Source organism: Streptomyces sp. NPDC045431 (assembly GCF_040646655.1).
Lineage (GTDB): Bacteria > Actinomycetota > Actinomycetes > Streptomycetales > Streptomycetaceae > Streptomyces.
In genome coordinates, this window is the sequence record NZ_JBEZAQ010000001.1 from 822,810 (window position 1) to 840,752 (window position 17,943).

A 17,943-nucleotide genomic window follows, 5' to 3' on the forward strand; every position below is an offset into this window, starting at 1 on the left:
GCCGCCCGGACCCCTTCCCCGTCCCGAGGAGAGACCCCTGATGTCGTCAGACCGTCCCACCCTGCCGCCGGTGCGGCTGCCCTCGGACGCGGAGCTGGCGCGTGACGCGCTCGCCGCCCCGCTGCTGGCCCGGGCCGTCCGGCTCGCCCGCTGGGCGGGGCCCGGGACGCGGGTCGGCGCCGGGGGCGAGCTCGTCGAGGAGCTGCTGCCGGCCGCCGCGGAGGTGCTGGGGCTGCCGGCGGACGAGGACGGGGCGGCGTACGCGAGCGAGGCGTGGCGGGTCGCCGTCGACACCGGGCTGGTGGAGGTCGAGGACCCGGCGGAGGGCGCGGACGAGGCGGAGGAGGCGTCCGTCGCGGCGGGCGAGAACCTGCCGCTGATCACGGGCGGTTCACCGCAGGACGTGCTGGCGCTGTGGCTCGACGGCCTGGAGACGGTGTTCGCGGACGCCACCGCGCCGCTGCTCGACGACCTCGCGGACGTCGTCGGCGAGGACGGCCGGATCGACCTGGAGGCGCTGGACTGGGACCCGGAGGGGGAGGCCGAGTTCCTCGACGGGGTCCTCGGCAACCTGTACCTGCTGACCGTCTCGGAGAGCGGCGCGGCGGAGACGGGCCGCGCGCCGGGCCCGGTGCCGCTGCCCGCGCTCGCCGCGTCGATGATCCTCCCGGACGACATGGGTGAACCGACCGACGACATCCTGGAGCAGGTGTCGGAGGCGATGATGCGGCTGGACGACCAGTTCCGGGTCCTGGAGCCGATCGGGCTCGTGGAGTACACGCCCGTCGACGAGGCGCTGATGGCGGAGGCGGGCGACGCCGAGCCGGTCGCGGTCGGCGACGACGAGGACGTGTCGCGGTACGGGATGGTGCGGCTCACGCCGCTGGGCCTGTACGGCGTGAGGGCGCGCATGCTGGACGCCGGCGTGGACGCGCCGGCGGTGGGCGACCTCGCGGACAAGGGCGCGGAGGCGCTGCTGGCGGGCGTCGCGCACTTCCCCGAGGGGGCCGCACGGGCCGAGACGCGGGAGTGGCTGGCCCGGCGGGAGCCGGTCGCCGCGGCACGTGAGCTCCTGGCCGCCGCGAAGGGCACGGACGCGGACTCGCCGCTGCGGCGGCTCCACTGCCAGCAGGCGCTCACCCTGGCGGGTGCGGAGGCGGAGCCGGCGGTACGGGAGGTGCTGGACGACCCGGAGCTGGGCGGGCTCGCGCGGGTGTGGCTCGCGGAGCGGGGCGCGGCGGACGTGCCGGCGCCGCCGGAGTCGATGATCTTCTGGCTGGCCATCGACACGATCGCGGCGCAACTGGACGCGCAGGGCGAACTGGAGGAGCTCCAGGACCTGGTGGAGGGCCTGACGGGCCAGCACAGCGGCTTCTTCGACACCGCCTGGCGCGTCGAGCACCCGGCGACACCGGAGGTGCTGGAGGCGATGGGCCGTCTGCACCGCGACAAGCGGGTGGCGAAGGCGGCCCGGAAGGCCGCGTTCAAGGCACGGTCGCGCGCGGGCGCGTGAGGACGTATAGGTGTGCGGGGCGTAGGGGCGTGGGGGCGTAGGGGCTCGCGCCCCCACGCCCGCCCCCCGCGCCCGCCCCGGGCGCTCGTCGCTCGGGGCGGGGCTTCGTTACGCCGGCCCGCCCGCGGCGTACCGGCCCGCCCTGATTCCGCTTCAGCCGCGCAGGTGCGAGGCGCCGTTGAGGTCCAGGATCGTGCCCGAGGACCACTCGGCCTCCGGCGAGGCCAGCCACAGCACCGCCGCCGCGATCTCCTCCGCCGTGCCCACCCGGCCGAAGGGGCTCTGCGCCCGGATCGCCTCCCCCTCCGGGCCCGTCAGCCGGTCCGCGACGCGCTCGGTGGCGAAGAAACCGGGCGCGACGGACGCGACCGCGATGCCGTGCGGCGCCAGGGAGACCGCCAGCGACTGGCCCAGGGCGTGGACGGCGGCCTTGGTGGCGCCGTAGGCGGGGTGGTCCGGTTCGCCGCGGAAGGCGCCGCGGGAACCGATGTTCACGATGCGCCCGCCCGCGCCCTGGTCGATCATGCGGCGCGCGGCGAGGTGGCTCAGGTGCGCCGTGGCCAGGAGGTTGACCGAGACGTGCTGCTGCCAGAGCGCCACCCACGCGTCGTACGGCGTCTCGGCCAGGGGGTGCCGGATGTTGACCGCCGCGTTGTTGACGAGCACGTCCAGGCCGCCGAGCGCGGACGCCGCGGCGTCCGCGACCCGGGCGGCCTGCGCCGGGTCGGAGAGGTCGCCGGGGGTGAGGACGTGGCCCGTGCCCGGCAGGGACTCCAGGGTGCGCCGCGCCTCCTCGCCGCGCGAGGAGTAGTGGACCGCGACCCGGTCGCCGTTGGCCGCGAAGGCCCGGGCGACGGCGCGCCCCAGGCCGCGCGAGGCGCCGCTGACCAGGACGCGGCGGCCGGTGGCGGGGAACGCCACCGGGGGAGGGGAAGGGGGAGCGGCGCCGTCCGCCGGGGGAGCCGGGTCAGCCGGGGGTATCACAGCGCCTGCGCCGCCGGCTTCACCATGCCGCGGACCGTGCGCGACTTCACGAACTCGCCCATCGCGGTCATCTCCCACTCACCGGAGAACTGCTTGATGAGCTTCGCCATCATCACGCCGGTCTGCGGCTCGGCCGTGGTGAGGTCGAAGCGCACCAGCTCCTCGCCGGTGGCCGCGTCCATCAGCCGACAGTAGGCCTTGGCGACCTCGGTGAACTTCTGCCCGGAGAAGGAGTTGACGGTGAAGACCAGGCCCGTCGCGTCGGCCGGCAGCCGGCCCAGGTCGACCGTGATCACCTCGTCGTCGCCGGCGCCCTCGCCCGTGAGGTTGTCGCCGGAGTGCTTGACGGCGCCGCCCAGGATGGACAGCTTGCCGAAGTAGCAGCTGTCCAGGTGGTTGCGCTGGGGGCCGTAGGCGATGACGGAGGCGTCGAGGTCGATGTCCTTGCCGCGGTACGCGGGCTCCCAGCCGAGGCCCATCTTGACCTGGGAGAGCAGCGGGCGGCCGCCCTTGACGAGGGAGACGGTCTGGTTCTTCTGGAGGCTGACGCGGCCCTTGTCGAGGTTGATCTTCCCGGTGCCGGCACCGGCGGCGGCCGGGGGCGCGGCCGGTACGGGAGGCGCAGCCGGGGCCGGCGTCGGGGTCACGGGCGCCGCGGCCACCGGGGCCGGAGCGGGGGCCGCGGCCGGGGTCGGTGCGGCGGCCGGCTCCTCGTCCACGGACACGCCGAAGTCCGTCGCGATGCCCGCCAGCCCGTTGGCGTACCCCTGGCCGACCGCGCGCGCCTTCCAGGCGCCGCCCCGGCGGTAGACCTCCACCACGACCAGGGCCGTCTCGGAGCCCAGCCGGGGCGGGGTGAAGGTGGCGAGGACGGCGCCGCCGTCGGCGTCGCGGATGGTCGCGGTGGGTTCGATGCCCTGGAAGGTCTGGCCCGCCGCGTCCGGGCTCGCGGTGACGACGATCTTCTCGATGCCCGGCGGCACGGCGGCGGTGTCCACGATCACCGCGTCGGGGGCGGTGCCGCCGCCGGACCGGTAGGTGACACCGGCGCCGGAGGGCTGGTTGTAGAAGATGAAGTCGTCGTCGGAGCGCACCTTGCCTTCGGCGGTGAGCAGCAGGCCCGATACGTCGAGCCGCACGGGCGCGGAGACGTCCACCGCCACCCGGGTGGCGGTGAGGGGGATGTTCGAGCCGGGGGTCATAGCTGTCATGCCTGACGTAACGAGCGGGACCGCTTTGCCGTTCCCTTACCTTCGCTGCCTTGGGCCACTCCGGTTACGGGTCAGTGCGGCCACTGCGGCGGGTTCGTGGTGAAGTGGCCGCCCAGGACCCGGTGCTCCGGGTTGGCGTCGTCCAGCTCGCCGTGCTCGGCGACGAGCTTCGGGGCGTACTGCTCCGAGTCGTCCTGCGGGTCGTAGCCGAGCGCCCGCGCCGAGGACAGGTCCCACCACAGGCGGGTGTTGGCCGACGATCCGTACACCACGGTGTGGTGTACGTCCTCGGCGGTGAGCGCCGCGTGGAAGAGGCGGGCCCCGTCGCCCGGGCTCAGCCAGACGGACAGCATCCGCACGGAGGTGGGCTCCATGAAGCAGGAGCCGATCCGTACGGAGACGGTTTCGATGCCGTGCAGGTCCCAGTAGAGCTGGGCCAGGTCCTCGCCGAAGCACTTGGACAGTCCGTAGAGGGTGTCCGGACGGTGCGGGGTGTCCACCGGGATCAGCGGGTCCGAGCCGTGCGGGCGCGGGGTGAAGCCGACGGCGTGGTTGCTGGAGGCGAAGACGATCCGCCGGACGCCCTCCTCCCGGGCCGCCTCGTAGAGGTGGTAGGTGCCCTCGATGTTGGCGCGCAGGATCTTCTCGAAGGGGGCCTCCAGGGAGATGCCCGCCAGGTGGACGATCGCGTCCACGCCCCGGACCGCCTCGCGCAGGGCGTCCTGGTCGGCCAGGTCCGCGGTGATGGCGTCCGGCTCGCCGTCGATGGGCGTCACGTCGAGGAGGCGGAGGTCGTAGCCGTACGCGGGCAGCAGCCCCCGCATCAGGGTGCCGACGCCGCCGGCGGCGCCGGTGAGCAGGACGGTGCGGGGAGCGGGCATGGGTGGATCTCCTCGGTAGGGCCGACGGCTCAACTGCGTAGACGGCATTCACAAGCGTGGACACGCTAGGGAGCGGGCGCGAACAGCGTCAAGTGTGGCGGGTACCCGTCCAACTCGCCGCCACGGTTGCGGTTTTCCGTCAAGCGGCGCCTTGACCGCGCCAAGAGGGCTGTCCTAGCGTGGCGGCGTTCAGAAATATAAACATCGGTCAGAATCGTGCACGCGTGTGTGCGACGGCTGTTCAGGGAGCGCCCCGTGACCTCTGCCCCGTCCCCAGGTCGAGCACCGCTCGCCGACCGGTTCGACGGCCTGCTGTTCTTCCCCGTCACCGCGTACGGACCGGACGGCGCGCTCGACCTCGACGCCTTCCGTGCGCACGTACGCGGCGGCGTCGAGGCGGGCGCCGCCGCCGTCTTCGCCTGCTGCGGCACGGGGGAGTTCCACGCCCTCACACCGGAGGAGTTCCGCGCCTGCGTCGCCGCCGCCGTGGAGGAGGCCGCCGGACGGGTGCCCGTCGTCGCGGGCACCGGATACGGCACCGCGCTCGCCGTCCGGTACGCGCGCCTCGCCGAGGAGGCGGGCGCGGACGGGCTGCTCGCCATGCCGCCGTACCTGGTCGTGGCCGACCAGGCGGGCCTGCTGCGCCACTACACCGCGCTGGCCCGGGCGACCTCCCTCGACGTCATCGTCTACCAGCGCGACAACGCCGTCCTCACCCCGGCCACGGCCGTCGCGCTCGCCCGCGTCGACGGCGTCATCGGGCTCAAGGACGGGCTCGGCGACCTCGACCTGATGCAGCGCGTCGTCAGCGCGGTCCGCGCCGAAGGGCTCGACCTGTGCTACTTCAACGGCCTGCCCACCGCGGAACTGACCGCGCCCGCCTACCGGGGCATCGGCGTCACCCTCTACTCGTCCGCCGTCTTCTGCTTCGCACCCGACATCGCCCTCGCCTTCCACCGGGCGCTCCGCGACGGCGACGACGCGACCGCGGACCGCCTCATCGACGGCTTCTACCGGCCCTTGGTCGAACTGCGCGCCCAGGGACGCGGGTACGCCGTCTCCCTCGTCAAGGCGGGGGTACGCCTCGGCGGCCTGGACGTCGGCGGGGTCCGCCCGCCGCTCAGCGAGCCCGCCCCCGCCCACGTCGAGGAGCTCGCCCGGCTGGTCGAGCACGGCCGCGCCCTGCTCGCCCCGGGCCCCGGAGGCGAGCGGTGAAAGCCTCCGCCTTCCTCTACCCCTGGGACGTCATCGGCGACCCGGACGCCGCCGGGCGCGTCGCCGACCTCGGCGTCCGGCAGGTCACGCTCGCCTCCGCGTACCACTCCACCCGCGCCCTGACCCCGCTCCATCCCCGCCACCGCGTCGTCACCGCCGAGTACGCCGCCGTCCTCTACCCGCCGGACCCCGGCCGCTGGGCCCGCCACCCGCTGCGCCCGTACACGGCCGGGGCGTGGGCCCCCGGCGACGCGTACGGCGAGGCCGCCGAGGCGCTGGCGGACGCCGGGCTCGACGTGCACAGCTGGGTCGTCCTCGCGCACAGCTCCCGCCTCGGCGTCGAACACCCGGACACCTCGGTCGTCAACGCGTACGGCGACCGCTACCCCTGGGCGCCCTGCGTCGCCCGGCCCGACGTGCGGGGGTACCTCGCCGAGCTCGCCGCCGAAGCGGCGGTACGCCCCGGGGCGCGCGGCACCGAACTGGAGTCGTGCGGCTGGTACGGCATGGCCCACCTGCACGCCCACGACAAGACCGGCGGCGTCACCCTCGGGGACGCCGCGCAGTACCTGATGTCGCTGTGCTTCTGCGGCACCTGCCGGGACGGGTACGCGGGCGAGGGCCTGGACCCGGACGAGCTCGGCGCCGTCGTGCGCCGCGCCCTGGAGCCGGTGTGGGCGGGGAGCGGGACCGGCGGGGCCGGGTGGCCGGCGGTCGGGAAGCTGCTGGGCGCCGGGTTCGCCGACGCCACCCTCGCCTGGCGCACCCGTGTCGCCCGAGCCCTCCAGGAGGCGTGCGTCGCGGCGGTCCGGGCGGCCGCGCCGCCGGGCTTCCGGGTGCTGCTGCACGCCGACCCCGCCCCGTACCGCTGTGGCGCCAACGCGGGCGCGGACCCGGCGCACCTCCTGTCCGTCGCGGACGGCGTCGTCCTGCCCTGCACGGGCGGCGGGGCGGAGGAGGTGCTCCCGCCGTTCGCCGCGCACGCCCGCGGGGACACCGTCCTGGCCGCCAACCTCACGGTGGTCTCCGGCATGGGCGGCTCCCCGGCCACCCTCGCGGCCGACGCCCGCCGCGCCCGCACCCTCGGCGCCACCGAACTGCGCCTCTACCACGCGGGCCTGGCCTCGCCCCGCGACCTCGCGGCGGTGGCGGAGGCGCTGCGGGACCTGCGCTGACGCGGAGAGGCCAACGCCCTTATGGGCGGCCTGCGTTCGGGCCCGGCCGATCCGGCCGGGCCTTTTTCGCCGGAAGCGTTGACGTAGCCATGCCACCGCCCTACCTTCAACCCGTCGTCCTTCGTACGTCATATATGAGACGCGATACGCGAGATATGAGAGCAGCCGCCCGTATGGCCTTCGCCGCCCCCACCCCGATACCCTCCCGCACCCAGTACGTCCTCGAAGCGATCAAGCACGCGATCCTCACCGGGCGGCTGGCCCCCGGCAAAGCGCTGGTGGAGACCGAACTGGCCGCCCAGTACGGGGTGTCCAAGACGCCGGTGCGCGAGGCGCTGAAGACGCTCGCCGGGACCGGGCTCGTCGTCATGAGCCAGTACAAGGGCGCCACCGTCCGCACCGTGGACGCCGCGATGGCGCGCGAGGTGTACGACGTACGGCTCCTCCTGGAGCCCGAGGCGCTGCGGCGCACCGTCGAGCGGAAGGCGTCCCTGGAGGTCGCCGGCCAGGCGCTGGTCGACGCGGACAACGCCGCCGACCAGGCCGAACGGTCCCTCGCCAACCGGGAGTTCCACCGCGCCCTGTACGCGCACTGCGGCAACCCGCTGCTGGCGCGGATGCTCGACGAGGTGCGCGACCAGGCCGCCCTCGTGTCGACCGTCGCCTGGAGCGCCGAGCCGTCCTGGCGGCGCGAGGCCGACGAGCACCGGCGGATCCTGGACCTCGCGGCCGCCGGGGACGCCGAGGGTGCCGCGCGGGCGCTGCACCAGCACATCGCCTCGTTCGTCGAGCGCGCCTTCCCCCGCCCGTGAACACTCCGCAGACGGAAGACAAGGACAGCCGCATGGACCACGCATCACCGAGGGCGGCGCTCGCGGACGTCGTCGCGATCCCCGTGACACCCTTCGGCCCCGACGGAGGCGTCGACCGGGACGCGTACCGCGCCCTGCTGGGCCGGCTCCTCGACGGCGGCGTACGGGCCGTGACCCCGGGCGGCAACACCGGGGAGTTCTACGCGCTCACCCCCGACGAGCGGCGCCTCGTCACCGAACTGACCGTGGCGTACGTGGGCGACCGCGCCGCGGTCCTCGCCGGTGTCGGGCACGACCTGCCCACCGCCGTCGCCGCCGCCCGGCACGCCCGCGACGCCGGCGCCGGCATGGTGATGGTCCACCAGCCCGTCCACCCGTACGTCTCGCGGGACGGGTGGATCGACTACCACCGCGAGATCGCCGACGCCGTCCCCGAGCTCGGCGTCGTGCCGTACGTCCGCAACCCCCTCCTCGACGGCGCCGCCATCGCCCGCCTCGGCGAGCTGTGCCCGAACGTCATCGGCGTCAAGTACGCCGTCCCCGACGCCGCCCGCTTCGGCGCCGTCGCCCGCGACGCCGGTCTGGAGCGGTTCGTGTGGATCGCGGGCCTCGCCGAGCTGTACGCGCCCGCCTACTGGGCCATGGGCGCCACCGGCTTCACCTCCGGCCTCGTCAACGTCGCCCCGGCCGTCTCCCTCGCCCTGCGCGACGCGCTGCGCGGCGGCGACCGGGCGGCCGCCGCCGAGGTGTGGGAGCGGATCCGCCCCTTCGAGGAGCTGCGCGCCGCCGACCAGTCCGCCGACAACGTCACCGTCGTCAAGGAGGCCCTCGACGTGCTCGGGGTGTGCCGCCGCGACGTGCGCCCGCCGAGCCGCCCGCTGCCCGAGGCCCGCCGCGCCGAGGTCGCCGAGATCGTCAAGGGGTGGGAGATATGAATCCGGAAGAGCTCCGCAGCCACCGGTGGTACGGCAGCGGCATCTCGGCGGGTCTCCGCTCCTTCAGCCACCGCGCCCGCACCCGCCAGCTCGGCTACCTCCCCGAGGAGCACCTCGGCAAGCCGGTCATCGCGATCCTCAACACCTGGTCCGACATCAACCCCTGCCACGTCCACCTGCGCGACCGCGCCCAGGCCGTGAAGCGGGGGGTGTGGCAGGCCGGGGGCTTCCCGCTCGAATTCCCGGTCTCCACGCTCTCCGAGACCTTCCAGAAGCCCACCCCCATGCTCTACCGCAACCTCCTCGCCATGGAGACGGAGGAGCTGCTGCGCTCCTACCCCGTCGACGGGGCCGTGCTGATGGGCGGCTGCGACAAGTCGACGCCCGCGCTGCTCATGGGCGCCGCCTCCGCCGACCTGCCCACCGTCTTCGTACCGGCCGGGCCGATGCTGCCGGGCCACTGGCGCGGCGAGGTCCTCGGCTCCGGCACGGACATGTGGAAGTACTGGGACGAGAAGCGCGCCGGGCTCATCGGGGACTGCGAGCTGGCCGAGCTCGAAAGCGGCCTGGCCCGCTCGCCCGGCCACTGCATGACCATGGGCACCGCCTCCACCCTGACGGCCGCCGCCGAGGCGCTCGGCGTGACGATGCCCGGAGCCTCCTCCATCCCGGCCGTCGACTCCGGACACGACCGGATGGCCGCCGCCGCCGGGATGCGGATCGTCGAGCTCGTCCGCCGGGACCTGCGGCTGTCGCGGATCCTGACCCCGGAGGCGTACGAGGACGCCGTGACGACCGTCCTCGGGCTCGGCGGCTCCACCAACGCCGTCATCCACCTCATCGCCATGGCGGGCCGCTCCGGGGTCGGGCTCACCCTCGACGACTTCGACCGCATCGCCCGCACCGTGCCCGTCCTGGCCAACCTCCGCCCCGGCGGGCGCCACCTCATGGAGGACTTCCACTTCGCCGGCGGACTGCCCGGCTTCCTCTCCCGCATCACCGACCTGCTCCACCTGGACCGGCCCACCGTCGCCCACGACACGCTGCGCGAACAGCTCGACGGCGCGCTCGTCCACGACGACGACGTCATCCGGCCCCGCGGCAACCCGCTCGCGCCCGAGGGCGGGGTGGCCGTCCTCCGCGGCAACCTCTGCCCCGACGGCGCCGTGATCAAGCACATCGCCGCCGAGCCGCACCTGCTCAAGCACACCGGCCCCGCCGTCGTCTTCGACGACTACCGGACCATGCAGCGCACCATCAACGACCCGTCGCTCTCCCTCACCCCCGAGCACGTGCTGGTGCTCCGCAACGCCGGCCCCAAGGGCGGTCCCGGCATGCCCGAGTACGGCATGCTCCCGATTCCGGACTACCTGCTCAAGCAGGGGGTGCGGGACATGGTGCGGATCTCCGACGCCCGGATGAGCGGCACCAGTTACGGCGCCTGCGTGCTGCACGTCGCGCCCGAGTCGTACGTCGGCGGGCCGCTCGCCCTCGTCCGCACCGGCGACCTCATCACCCTCGACGTCGAGGGGCGCACCCTCCACCTGGACGTGGACGACGAGGAGCTGGCGCGCCGCAGGGCCGCCTGGACGCCGCCGCCGGTCCGGTACGAGCGCGGCTACGGCGCCCTGTACAGCGAGCACATCACCCAGGCCGACACCGGCTGCGACTTCGCGTTCCTGGCCAGGAGCGGCGAGGTCCCGGACCCCTACGCGGGCTGAGCCGCCGCCGTACCGGAGATCCGTACGCCCGAGGATCCGTACGCCCGAGGATCCGCATGTCCGGGATACCGAACGGCATCCGGAAAGCGCTTCCCCACGTCCGATGAACGGAGACACGCCATGGCCCACGCCACGGCCGCACCACGCCGGTTGCCGTACCTGCTGATCGCGCCCGCCGCCCTGCTGATGACCGGCTTCATCGCCTACCCGGTGCTCAGCGTCTTCTACTACAGCCTGCAGCACTACAACGTCACCAAGCCCTGGAAGAACGGCTTCGCCGGGCTCGACAACTTCACGCGGATCTTCACCGAGGACCCGCTCTTCTGGTCCACCCTCGGCTTCAGCGCCAAGTGGGTCGTCGTCCAGGTGGGCCTGCAACTCGCCCTCGGGCTCGTCCTGGCGCTGCTGGTCAACCAGACCTTCGTCGGCCGGGCGTTCGCCCGCGCGCTGGTCTTCTCCCCGTGGGCCGTCTCCGGCGTCCTCACCACCACCATCTGGATGCTGCTCTACAACCCCTCCACCGGGCTGAGCCGCTACCTCGCGGACGCCGGCATCGGCGCGTACGGCACCTCCGTGCTGTCCGACACGGGCACCGTCTTCTGGGCAGCGGTCCTCGCCGAACTCTGGCGCGGCGTCCCCTTCTTCGCCATCCTCATCCTCGCCGACCTCCAGTCCATCCCGAGGGACCTGTACGAGGCGGCCTCCGTCGACGGGGCCGGGCGGCTGCGGCAGTTCCTCCACATCACGCTGCCGCACCTGAAGGACGCGATCATCCTCTCCACGCTGCTGCGCGGCGTCTGGGAGTTCAACAACGTCGACCTGCTCTACACGCTCACCGGCGGCGGCCCGGCCGGCGTCACCACGACCCTGCCGCTGATGATCGCCAACACCGGCATCGAGGGCCACGACTTCGGTTACGCCTCCGCGCTGACCACCGTCGCGTTCGTGATCCTCCTCTTCTGCTCGATCCTCTATCTGCGCCTGAGCAAGTTCGGAGGCGACCGCTCATGACCGCCCAACTCGCCGAGAAGGGCACCCGCGTACGCGTGGCCACGCCCGAGGGCCCGCTGCCCCCGTCCCCCGCGCGCACACCGCAGCGCGAGCGCGCCTTCGACGACGTACCCCGCTGGCAGATCTACCTCCCGCTCGGGCTGTACCTGCTGTTCACGCTCGTCCCCTTCTACTGGATGCTGCTGTTCGCGGTACGGCCGGCCGGGTCCACCTCCCTCCTGCCGTGGCCGATGACCTTCGACCACTTCGAGAAGGTCTGGACCGAGCGCAGCTTCGGCGTCTTCTTCGAGAACAGCATGATCGTCGGCCTGGTGACGCTCGTGACAACCACCCTTGTGGCCCTCTCCGGCGGTTACGCGCTCGCCCGCTTCGACTTCCGCGTCAAGAACGGCTTCATGCTGGCGCTGCTGTGCTCGCAGTTCATCCCAGGCGCGCTCATGCTGGTGCCGCTCTTCGAGATCTTCCGCAACCTCCAGATGATCAACTCGCTGGGCAGCGTCATCATCGCCGAGACCGTCTTCCAACTGCCCCTGTCGATCATCCTCATCAGCGGCTTCATCAAGAACGTGCCGGTCTCCCTGGAGGAGGCCGCCTGGGTGGACGGCTGCTCGCGCCTGCGCGCCTTCCTCGCCGTGGTCCTGCCGCTGCTGCGGCCCGGGCTCATCGCGGTCGGCTCCTTCGCCTTCGTCCACAGCTGGAACCACTTCCTCTTCGCCCTGATGTTCCTGAGCGAACAGGACAAGCAGACGATCCCGGTCGGGCTCAACACCCTCATCGGCGCCGACAGCGTGGACCTGGGCGCGCTCGCGGCGGGCGGCGTCGTCGCGGCCGTACCCGTGGTGATCGTCTTCGCCTTCATCCAGAAGTGGCTGATCACCGGCTTCAGCGCCGGCGCGGTGAAGGGCTGAGACCGCATGACCCCCACCCCGATACCGCTCGTCCTGGCGGGCGCCCGAGGCCACGGCCGGTGGCACCTGGCCAACATCCGGCGCCTCCAGCGCGCCGGTCTCGTACGCCTCGCCGGCGTCTGCGAGCCGCGCCCCCTCGACGCCGCCGAGCTCGACGCCCTCGGCTTTCCGCCCCCGCTCCAGTCCGCCGACCTCGGCGCCCTGCTGGACGCGACGGGCGCCGCCGACGGCGGCATCGCCGTCCTCTGCACCCCCATCGACACCCACACCGACCTCGCCCTCACCGCCGCCGCGCACGGGACCCACATCCTGCTGGAGAAGCCGCCCGCGCCCTCCTTCGCGGAGTTCCGGCGGATGGCCGACGGCGTACGGGCCGCCGGCACCGCCTGCCAGATCGGCTTCCAGTCGCTCGGCTCGCACGCCCTGCCCGCCATCGCCAGGCTCGTCGCCGAGGGAGCCGTCGGCGACGTCACCGGCATCGGCGCCGCCGGGGCCTGGGCGCGCGACGAGGCGTACTTCCGCCGCTCCCCGTGGGCCGGCAGGCGGCGCCTCGACGACGGCACCGACGTCGTCGACGGCGTCCTCACCAACCCGCTCGCCCACGCCGCCGTCACCGCCCTCGCCCTGGACGGCAGCCCGCACGCCGAGGACGTCGCCGCCATCGAGCTGGAGCTCGCCCGCGCCCACGCCATCGAGGCCGACGACACCTCCTGCGTACGCCTCACCACGCGCCGCGGCACCCGCGTCACGGTCGCCGTCACGCTCTGCGCCGAGGAACCCGGCGAGCCGTACGTCGTCGTCCACGGCACCCGCGGCCGCATCACCCTCTGGTACAAGCAGGACCGCGTGCTGCTGCAGCGCGCCGGACACGGACCGGCCGAGAGCCTCCACGGCCGCACCGACCTGCTGGAGAACCTCGTCGGCCATCTGACCGCGGGCGAGGAACTGCTGGTCCCGCCGCACCGCACCGGCGCCTTCATGCGGCTCGTCGAAGCCGTGCGCACCGCCCCCGAACCGCGCCGCCTCCCCGAGGGGACCTGGTACGCGGACGGGAACCGCCGCGTGGTGAAAGGCATCGACGCGCTCGTCCACGCGAGCGCCGACACCCTCTCCCTCTTCTCCGAACTGGAGAACTCCCCATGAACCTCCTCGTCCTGCGCTGCGCGGGCCGGCCCGTCGGCCGCTACCTCTACCGGCCGTCCTCCCTCGCCCCGGACCTCGCGCCCCGCCCGTACCTCCACCCCGTCACCACCCTCAAGGGCACCCCCGTCACCGAGGAGCTCCCCGACGACCACCGCCACCACCTGGGCGTCTGCGTCGCCGTGCCCGACGTCGACGGCCGCAACTTCTGGGGCGGGCGCACCTACGTACGCGACCGGGGGCCGACGGCCCTCGACAACCACGGCGAACAGCGCCACGAGGACTGGAAGCTGTGCGACCCCGACGGCTTCGTGGAGGACCTGGTCTGGCGCGCCGACGGCCGGGAGCTGCTGCGCGAGCGCCGTACGGTCGCCGCCACCGAACTGACCGCCACCGCGTGGGCGCTGGACTTCACCTACTCGCTCACCAACCCCGGCCCCGGCGACCTCTCCATCGGATCACCCGCCACCAACGGCCGCCCCGGCGCGGGTTACGGCGGCTTCTTCTGGCGCGCCCCCAAGGGCCCCGCCGCGCCGGGCGTCTTCACCGCCGACGCGGAGGGCGAGCGGGCGGTGCACGGGCGTACCGCCGACTGGCTCGCCCTGGCGGGCCCCGACTGGACGCTCGTCTTCGCCGGAGCCACCGACGCCACCCGCCGCGACCCCTGGTTCGTCCGCACCGAGGAGTACCCGGGCGTCGGCTCCGCGCTCGCCTGGGACACCCGGCTGCCCCTGCCGGCCGGCGCCACCGCCGTACGCCGCGTGGTGACCGTCGTCGCCGACGGCCGGCTGGAGGCGGGCGAGGCCGCCGCCCTCGTACGGAAGGCCCTGTCGTGACACCACCGGTAGGGACGGCGGACCTCGGCGACGGCACCTACCGCAACCCGGTCCTGCACGCCGACTGGTCCGACCCCGACGTCATCGCCGTCGGCGAGGACTTCTACCTCACCGCCTCCAGCTTCGGCCGCGCCCCCGGCCTGCCGCTGCTGCACTCCCGCGACCTCGTCAACTGGTCGCTCGTCGGGCACGCCCTGGACCGGCTGGAGCCGGCCGCCGACTTCGCCGCGCCGCGCCACGACCGGGGCGTCTGGGCGCCCTCCCTGCGCCACGCCGACGGGCGCTTCTGGATCTTCTGGGGCGACCCGGACCACGGGATCTACCAGGTGAACGCCGAGCACGTCCGGGGCCCGTGGAGCGAGCCGTACCTCCTCAAGGCGGGCAAGGGCCTCATCGACGCCTGCCCCCTGTGGGACGAGGAGACCGGCGAGGCGTACCTCGTCCACGCCTGGGCCAAGTCCCGCTCCGGCGTGAAGAACCGGCTCACCGGCCACCGCATGAGCCGCGACGGCCGCACCCTCCTCGACGACGGCGCGGTCATCGTCGACGGCGACCGGATCCCCGGCTGGTTCACCCTGGAGGGGCCCAAGCTCTACCGGCACGACGGCTGGTTCTGGATCCTCGCCCCGGCCGGGGGAGTGGAGACCGGCTGGCAGGGCGCCTTCCGCGCGCGCGACTTCCTCGGCCCGTACGAGGAGAGGGTGGTGCTCGCCCAGGGCGCCACCGACGTCAACGGCCCCCACCAGGGCGGCTGGGTGCGCACGGCGGCGGGCGAGGACTGGTTCCTGCACTTCCAGGCGCGCGGCGCGTACGGCAGGGTCGTCCACCTCCAGCCGATGGCGTGGGACGCGGACGACGGCTGGCCCGTGATCGGCGACGCGGGCGAGCCCGTACGCGTCCACCGCAAGCCCGCCGGCCCGCCCCAGCCCGTCGGGGCCCCGGCGACCGACGACGCCTTCCCCGGCGGGCGGTTCGGGCGCCAGTGGCAGTGGACCGCGAACCCCCGGCCCGGCTGGACCTCCGCCCACGGCGGTGACGGACTGCGCCTCGCCTGCGTCCGGACCGCCGACGCCCATGACCTGCGCCTCCTGCCGAACGTCCTCACGCAGCGGCTGCCCGCCGAGACCTTCACCGCCGAGGTGACCCTGACCCTGGAGTCCGCCGTGCCGGGGGCCCGCGCCGGGCTCGCCGTCCTGGGCGACGCCTTCTCGTGGATCGGGCTGGAGCGGGGAGCGGACGGGTCGGTGTCCCTGGTGCACCGGTTCGCCGAGCCGGTCGCGGAGCGGGAGCGGGACGCGGCGCACCCGGTCCGGCTCCGGGCCCAGGCACCCGACGGCCGCGTGCGGTTGCGGGTCGCGGTCTCGCCCGGCGCCCGCTGCCGGTTCGCGTACGACACCGGCACCGGGGACGGGTGGCGGCCGTCCGGGCCGGTCTTCGCCGCCACGCCCTGGCGCTGGGTCGGGGCGCTGCTCGGCCTGTTCGCGGTGGCGCCGCCCGAGGGGCCGCCCGGCGGCGCCGGGACGGCCACCTTCACCGACTTCCGCGTCAACTGACCCGTCCGCACCTCTCTTTGGAGCCGCCATGCCGTACCCATGGAGCACGCGCCTGGCCTCACTTCCGGGCCGGGCGCTGGCCACCGTCACCGCCCTCGCGGCCGTCCTCGGCCTGGGCGCGGTGACCCCGGCCGAGGCCGCGCCCCAGCCCGTACGGGAGCGGGCCGACCGGCACTGGGCCGACGAGCCGCACGGCTTCGCCTCCCTCGCCGGCGGCACCACCGGCGGCAAGGGCGGCAAGGTCGTCACCGTACGCACCCAGGCCGACCTGGCGAGGTACGCGGCCGCCGCCGAGCCCTACATCATCCGCGTCGCGGGCGCGATCGACGTCGAGCCCTTCGGCTCGTCGATCACCGTCGCCTCCGACAAGACCATCGTCGGCGTCGGCACGAGCGGCGAGATCGTCCACGGCGAGCTGCAGCTGAAGCCCGGCACGCACAACGTCATCATCCGCAACCTCACCATCCGTGACTCGTACGTCGAGGGCGACTGGGACGGCAAGACCAGCGACTTCGACGCCATCCAGATGGACGCGGTCCACCATGTCTGGATCGACCACAACCGCTTCACGCACATGGGCGACGGGCTGCTGGACGTCCGCAAGGACAGCCGGTACGTCACCGTCTCGTACAACCGCTTCGACACCCACAACAAGGCGTTCGGGATCGGCTGGACCGAGAACCTCACCACCGAGATCACCATCGACCACAACTGGTTCAGCGGCACCAAGCAGCGCAACCCGTCCGCCGACAACTGCGCCTACGCCCACCTCTACAACAACTACCTCTCCTCCCAGGTCGCGGACGGCGACCCGGTCTGGTCGTACGGCACCTACGCCCGCGGCCGCACCCGGATGGTCATCGAGAACAGCTACTACGAGGACGTCCAGCACCCCTACCAGGCCGACGCCACGGCCGAACTGGTCGAGCGCGGTTCGATCCTGCGGGGCACGACCGGCCGCCACGACGAGTGGGGCAGCGCCTTCGACCCGCGCGCCTTCTACGCCTACCGGCTCGACCCGGCCGCCGCCGTGCCCGCCCTGGTGAAGCGTTTCTCCGGCCCGCAGAAGACGATCGGCGTCGACACCGTGCTCGACGTGCCGGCCGCGTACCCCACCGTCCAGTCGGCCGTGGACGCCGTGCCGGCCGGCAACGACGGGCTCGTGACGGTGCGGATCGCGCCGGGGACGTACCGCGAGAAGGTCCGCGTCCCGGCCGACCGGCCGCGGATCGCCCTGGCCGGCACGGGCCGGAACCGGGCCGACACCGTGATCGTGTACGACACGCCGAACGCGTACGGGGGGTCCAGCGCCAGCGCCACCGTCCTGATCGCCGCCTCCGACGTCTCCGCCCGCAACCTCACCTTCGTCAACGACTTCGACGAGGCGGCGGTCGAGCTCAACGCCGAGCAGGCGCTGGCGATGAAGACCACCGGCGACCGGATCGTCTTCGAGAACACCGCCTTCAAGGGCAACCAGGACACCCTGATGACCGACAGCCCCCGCCTGGACGCCATCAGCCGCGTCTACCTCCGCGACGCGTACATCGAGGGCGACGTCGACTTCGTCTACGGACGGGCGACGACCGTCATCGAGGGGTCGCTGATCCGGGCGCTGAGCCGCGGCTCCACCACGAACAACGGGTACGTCACCGCCGCCAGCACCTGGAAGGACAACCCGTACGGCTTCCTCATCACCCGTTCCCGCATCGTCAGCGACGCCCCGGCCGGCTCCTTCCACCTCGGCCGGCCCTGGCACCCGGGCGGCAACCCGGACGCGGTCGGCCAGGTGCTGATCCGCGAGACGGAGCTGCCCGCCGCGATCAAGGCGGCGCCGTGGACCGACATGGGCGGCTTCTCGTGGAAGGACGCCCGCTTCAGCGAGTACCGCACGTACGGCCCGGGCGCCGCCGTCACCGCCGACCGCCCCCAGATGTCCGACGCCGACGCCGCCCGGCACGAGGTCGCCGACTACCTCGCGGGCCGGGACGGCTGGGCCCCGCACCGCGCCCCACGACTTCCGTGACCCACGCACACACTCCCGCACTCCC

Annotated in this window: 15 protein-coding genes; 12 read left to right on the forward strand and 3 right to left on the reverse strand. The window is 73.7% G+C overall.

Annotated elements, in window-relative coordinates:
- The first annotated feature begins 40 nt into the window (after positions 1 to 40).
- Complete coding sequence (locus AB0A69_RS03680; protein WP_361414871.1) at positions 41 to 1,513, forward strand: hypothetical protein; 1,473 nt, start codon at positions 41 to 43, stop codon at positions 1,511 to 1,513.
- A 153-nt stretch (positions 1,514 to 1,666) separates the two neighbouring features.
- On the opposite strand, the gene AB0A69_RS03685 is transcribed toward AB0A69_RS03680, so the two are convergent.
- The 3 genes from AB0A69_RS03685 to AB0A69_RS03695 all read right to left on the reverse strand — a co-directional run bounded on the left by AB0A69_RS03685 (position 1,667) and on the right by AB0A69_RS03695 (position 4,589).
- Positions 1,667 to 2,434 carry an SDR family oxidoreductase gene (locus AB0A69_RS03685; protein ID WP_361414873.1) on the reverse strand — a complete coding sequence of 256 codons (768 nt, stop codon included), beginning with the start codon at positions 2,432 to 2,434 and terminating at the stop codon, positions 1,667 to 1,669.
- Between the two features lie 59 nt (positions 2,435 to 2,493).
- Positions 2,494 to 3,699, reverse strand: a complete 1,206-nt coding sequence (locus AB0A69_RS03690; RefSeq protein WP_361415211.1) for a TerD family protein — start codon at positions 3,697 to 3,699, stop codon at positions 2,494 to 2,496.
- An 80-nt stretch (positions 3,700 to 3,779) separates the two neighbouring features.
- Entirely contained in the window at positions 3,780 to 4,589 is an 810-nt protein-coding gene (locus AB0A69_RS03695) for an NAD(P)-dependent oxidoreductase (RefSeq protein ID WP_361414874.1), read from the reverse strand.
- Between the two features lie 255 nt (positions 4,590 to 4,844).
- On the opposite strand from AB0A69_RS03695, the gene AB0A69_RS03700 reads away from it, so the two are divergent.
- The 11 genes from AB0A69_RS03700 to AB0A69_RS03750 all read left to right on the forward strand — a co-directional run bounded on the left by AB0A69_RS03700 (position 4,845) and on the right by AB0A69_RS03750 (position 17,918).
- A complete protein-coding gene (locus tag AB0A69_RS03700) occupies positions 4,845 to 5,804 on the forward strand; it encodes a 5-dehydro-4-deoxyglucarate dehydratase (protein ID WP_361414876.1) in 960 nt (319 codons plus the stop codon).
- On the forward strand, positions 5,801 to 6,979 hold the full coding sequence (locus AB0A69_RS03705) for a hypothetical protein (protein ID WP_361414878.1): 1,179 nt from the start codon (positions 5,801 to 5,803) through the stop codon (positions 6,977 to 6,979). Before AB0A69_RS03700 ends, AB0A69_RS03705 begins: the two co-directional genes overlap by 4 nt.
- 173 nt (positions 6,980 to 7,152) lie before the next feature.
- Positions 7,153 to 7,791 (forward strand): GntR family transcriptional regulator, encoded by a 639-nt coding sequence (locus AB0A69_RS03710; RefSeq protein WP_361414880.1) that lies wholly within the window; start codon positions 7,153 to 7,155, stop codon positions 7,789 to 7,791.
- Positions 7,792 to 7,823: 32 nt separating this feature from the next.
- Positions 7,824 to 8,726, forward strand: coding sequence for a dihydrodipicolinate synthase family protein (locus AB0A69_RS03715; protein ID WP_361414882.1), 903 nt, complete (start codon positions 7,824 to 7,826; stop codon positions 8,724 to 8,726).
- Positions 8,723 to 10,447: an L-arabinonate dehydratase gene (gene araD, locus AB0A69_RS03720; protein WP_361414884.1), complete on the forward strand. Its 1,725-nt coding sequence runs from the start codon at positions 8,723 to 8,725 to the stop codon at positions 10,445 to 10,447. The genes AB0A69_RS03715 and araD overlap by 4 nt, the downstream gene beginning before the upstream one ends.
- A 120-nt stretch (positions 10,448 to 10,567) precedes the next feature.
- Positions 10,568 to 11,458 (forward strand): sugar ABC transporter permease, encoded by an 891-nt coding sequence (locus AB0A69_RS03725; RefSeq protein ID WP_361414886.1) that lies wholly within the window; start codon positions 10,568 to 10,570, stop codon positions 11,456 to 11,458.
- Complete coding sequence (locus tag AB0A69_RS03730; RefSeq protein WP_361414888.1) at positions 11,455 to 12,366, forward strand: carbohydrate ABC transporter permease; 912 nt, start codon at positions 11,455 to 11,457, stop codon at positions 12,364 to 12,366. Before AB0A69_RS03725 ends, AB0A69_RS03730 begins: the two co-directional genes overlap by 4 nt.
- A 6-nt stretch (positions 12,367 to 12,372) precedes the next feature.
- Entirely contained in the window at positions 12,373 to 13,509 is a 1,137-nt protein-coding gene (locus AB0A69_RS03735; protein WP_361414890.1) for a Gfo/Idh/MocA family oxidoreductase, read from the forward strand.
- Positions 13,506 to 14,342 carry a PmoA family protein gene (locus tag AB0A69_RS03740; protein ID WP_361414892.1) on the forward strand — a complete coding sequence of 279 codons (837 nt, stop codon included), beginning with the start codon at positions 13,506 to 13,508 and terminating at the stop codon, positions 14,340 to 14,342. The genes AB0A69_RS03735 and AB0A69_RS03740 overlap by 4 nt, the downstream gene beginning before the upstream one ends.
- Positions 14,339 to 15,895, forward strand: a complete 1,557-nt coding sequence (locus tag AB0A69_RS03745; protein WP_361414894.1) for a family 43 glycosylhydrolase — start codon at positions 14,339 to 14,341, stop codon at positions 15,893 to 15,895. Before AB0A69_RS03740 ends, AB0A69_RS03745 begins: the two co-directional genes overlap by 4 nt.
- 28 nt (positions 15,896 to 15,923) lie before the next feature.
- Positions 15,924 to 17,918, forward strand: coding sequence for a pectinesterase family protein (locus AB0A69_RS03750; protein ID WP_361414896.1), 1,995 nt, complete (start codon positions 15,924 to 15,926; stop codon positions 17,916 to 17,918).
- Positions 17,919 to 17,943 lie beyond the last annotated feature (25 nt).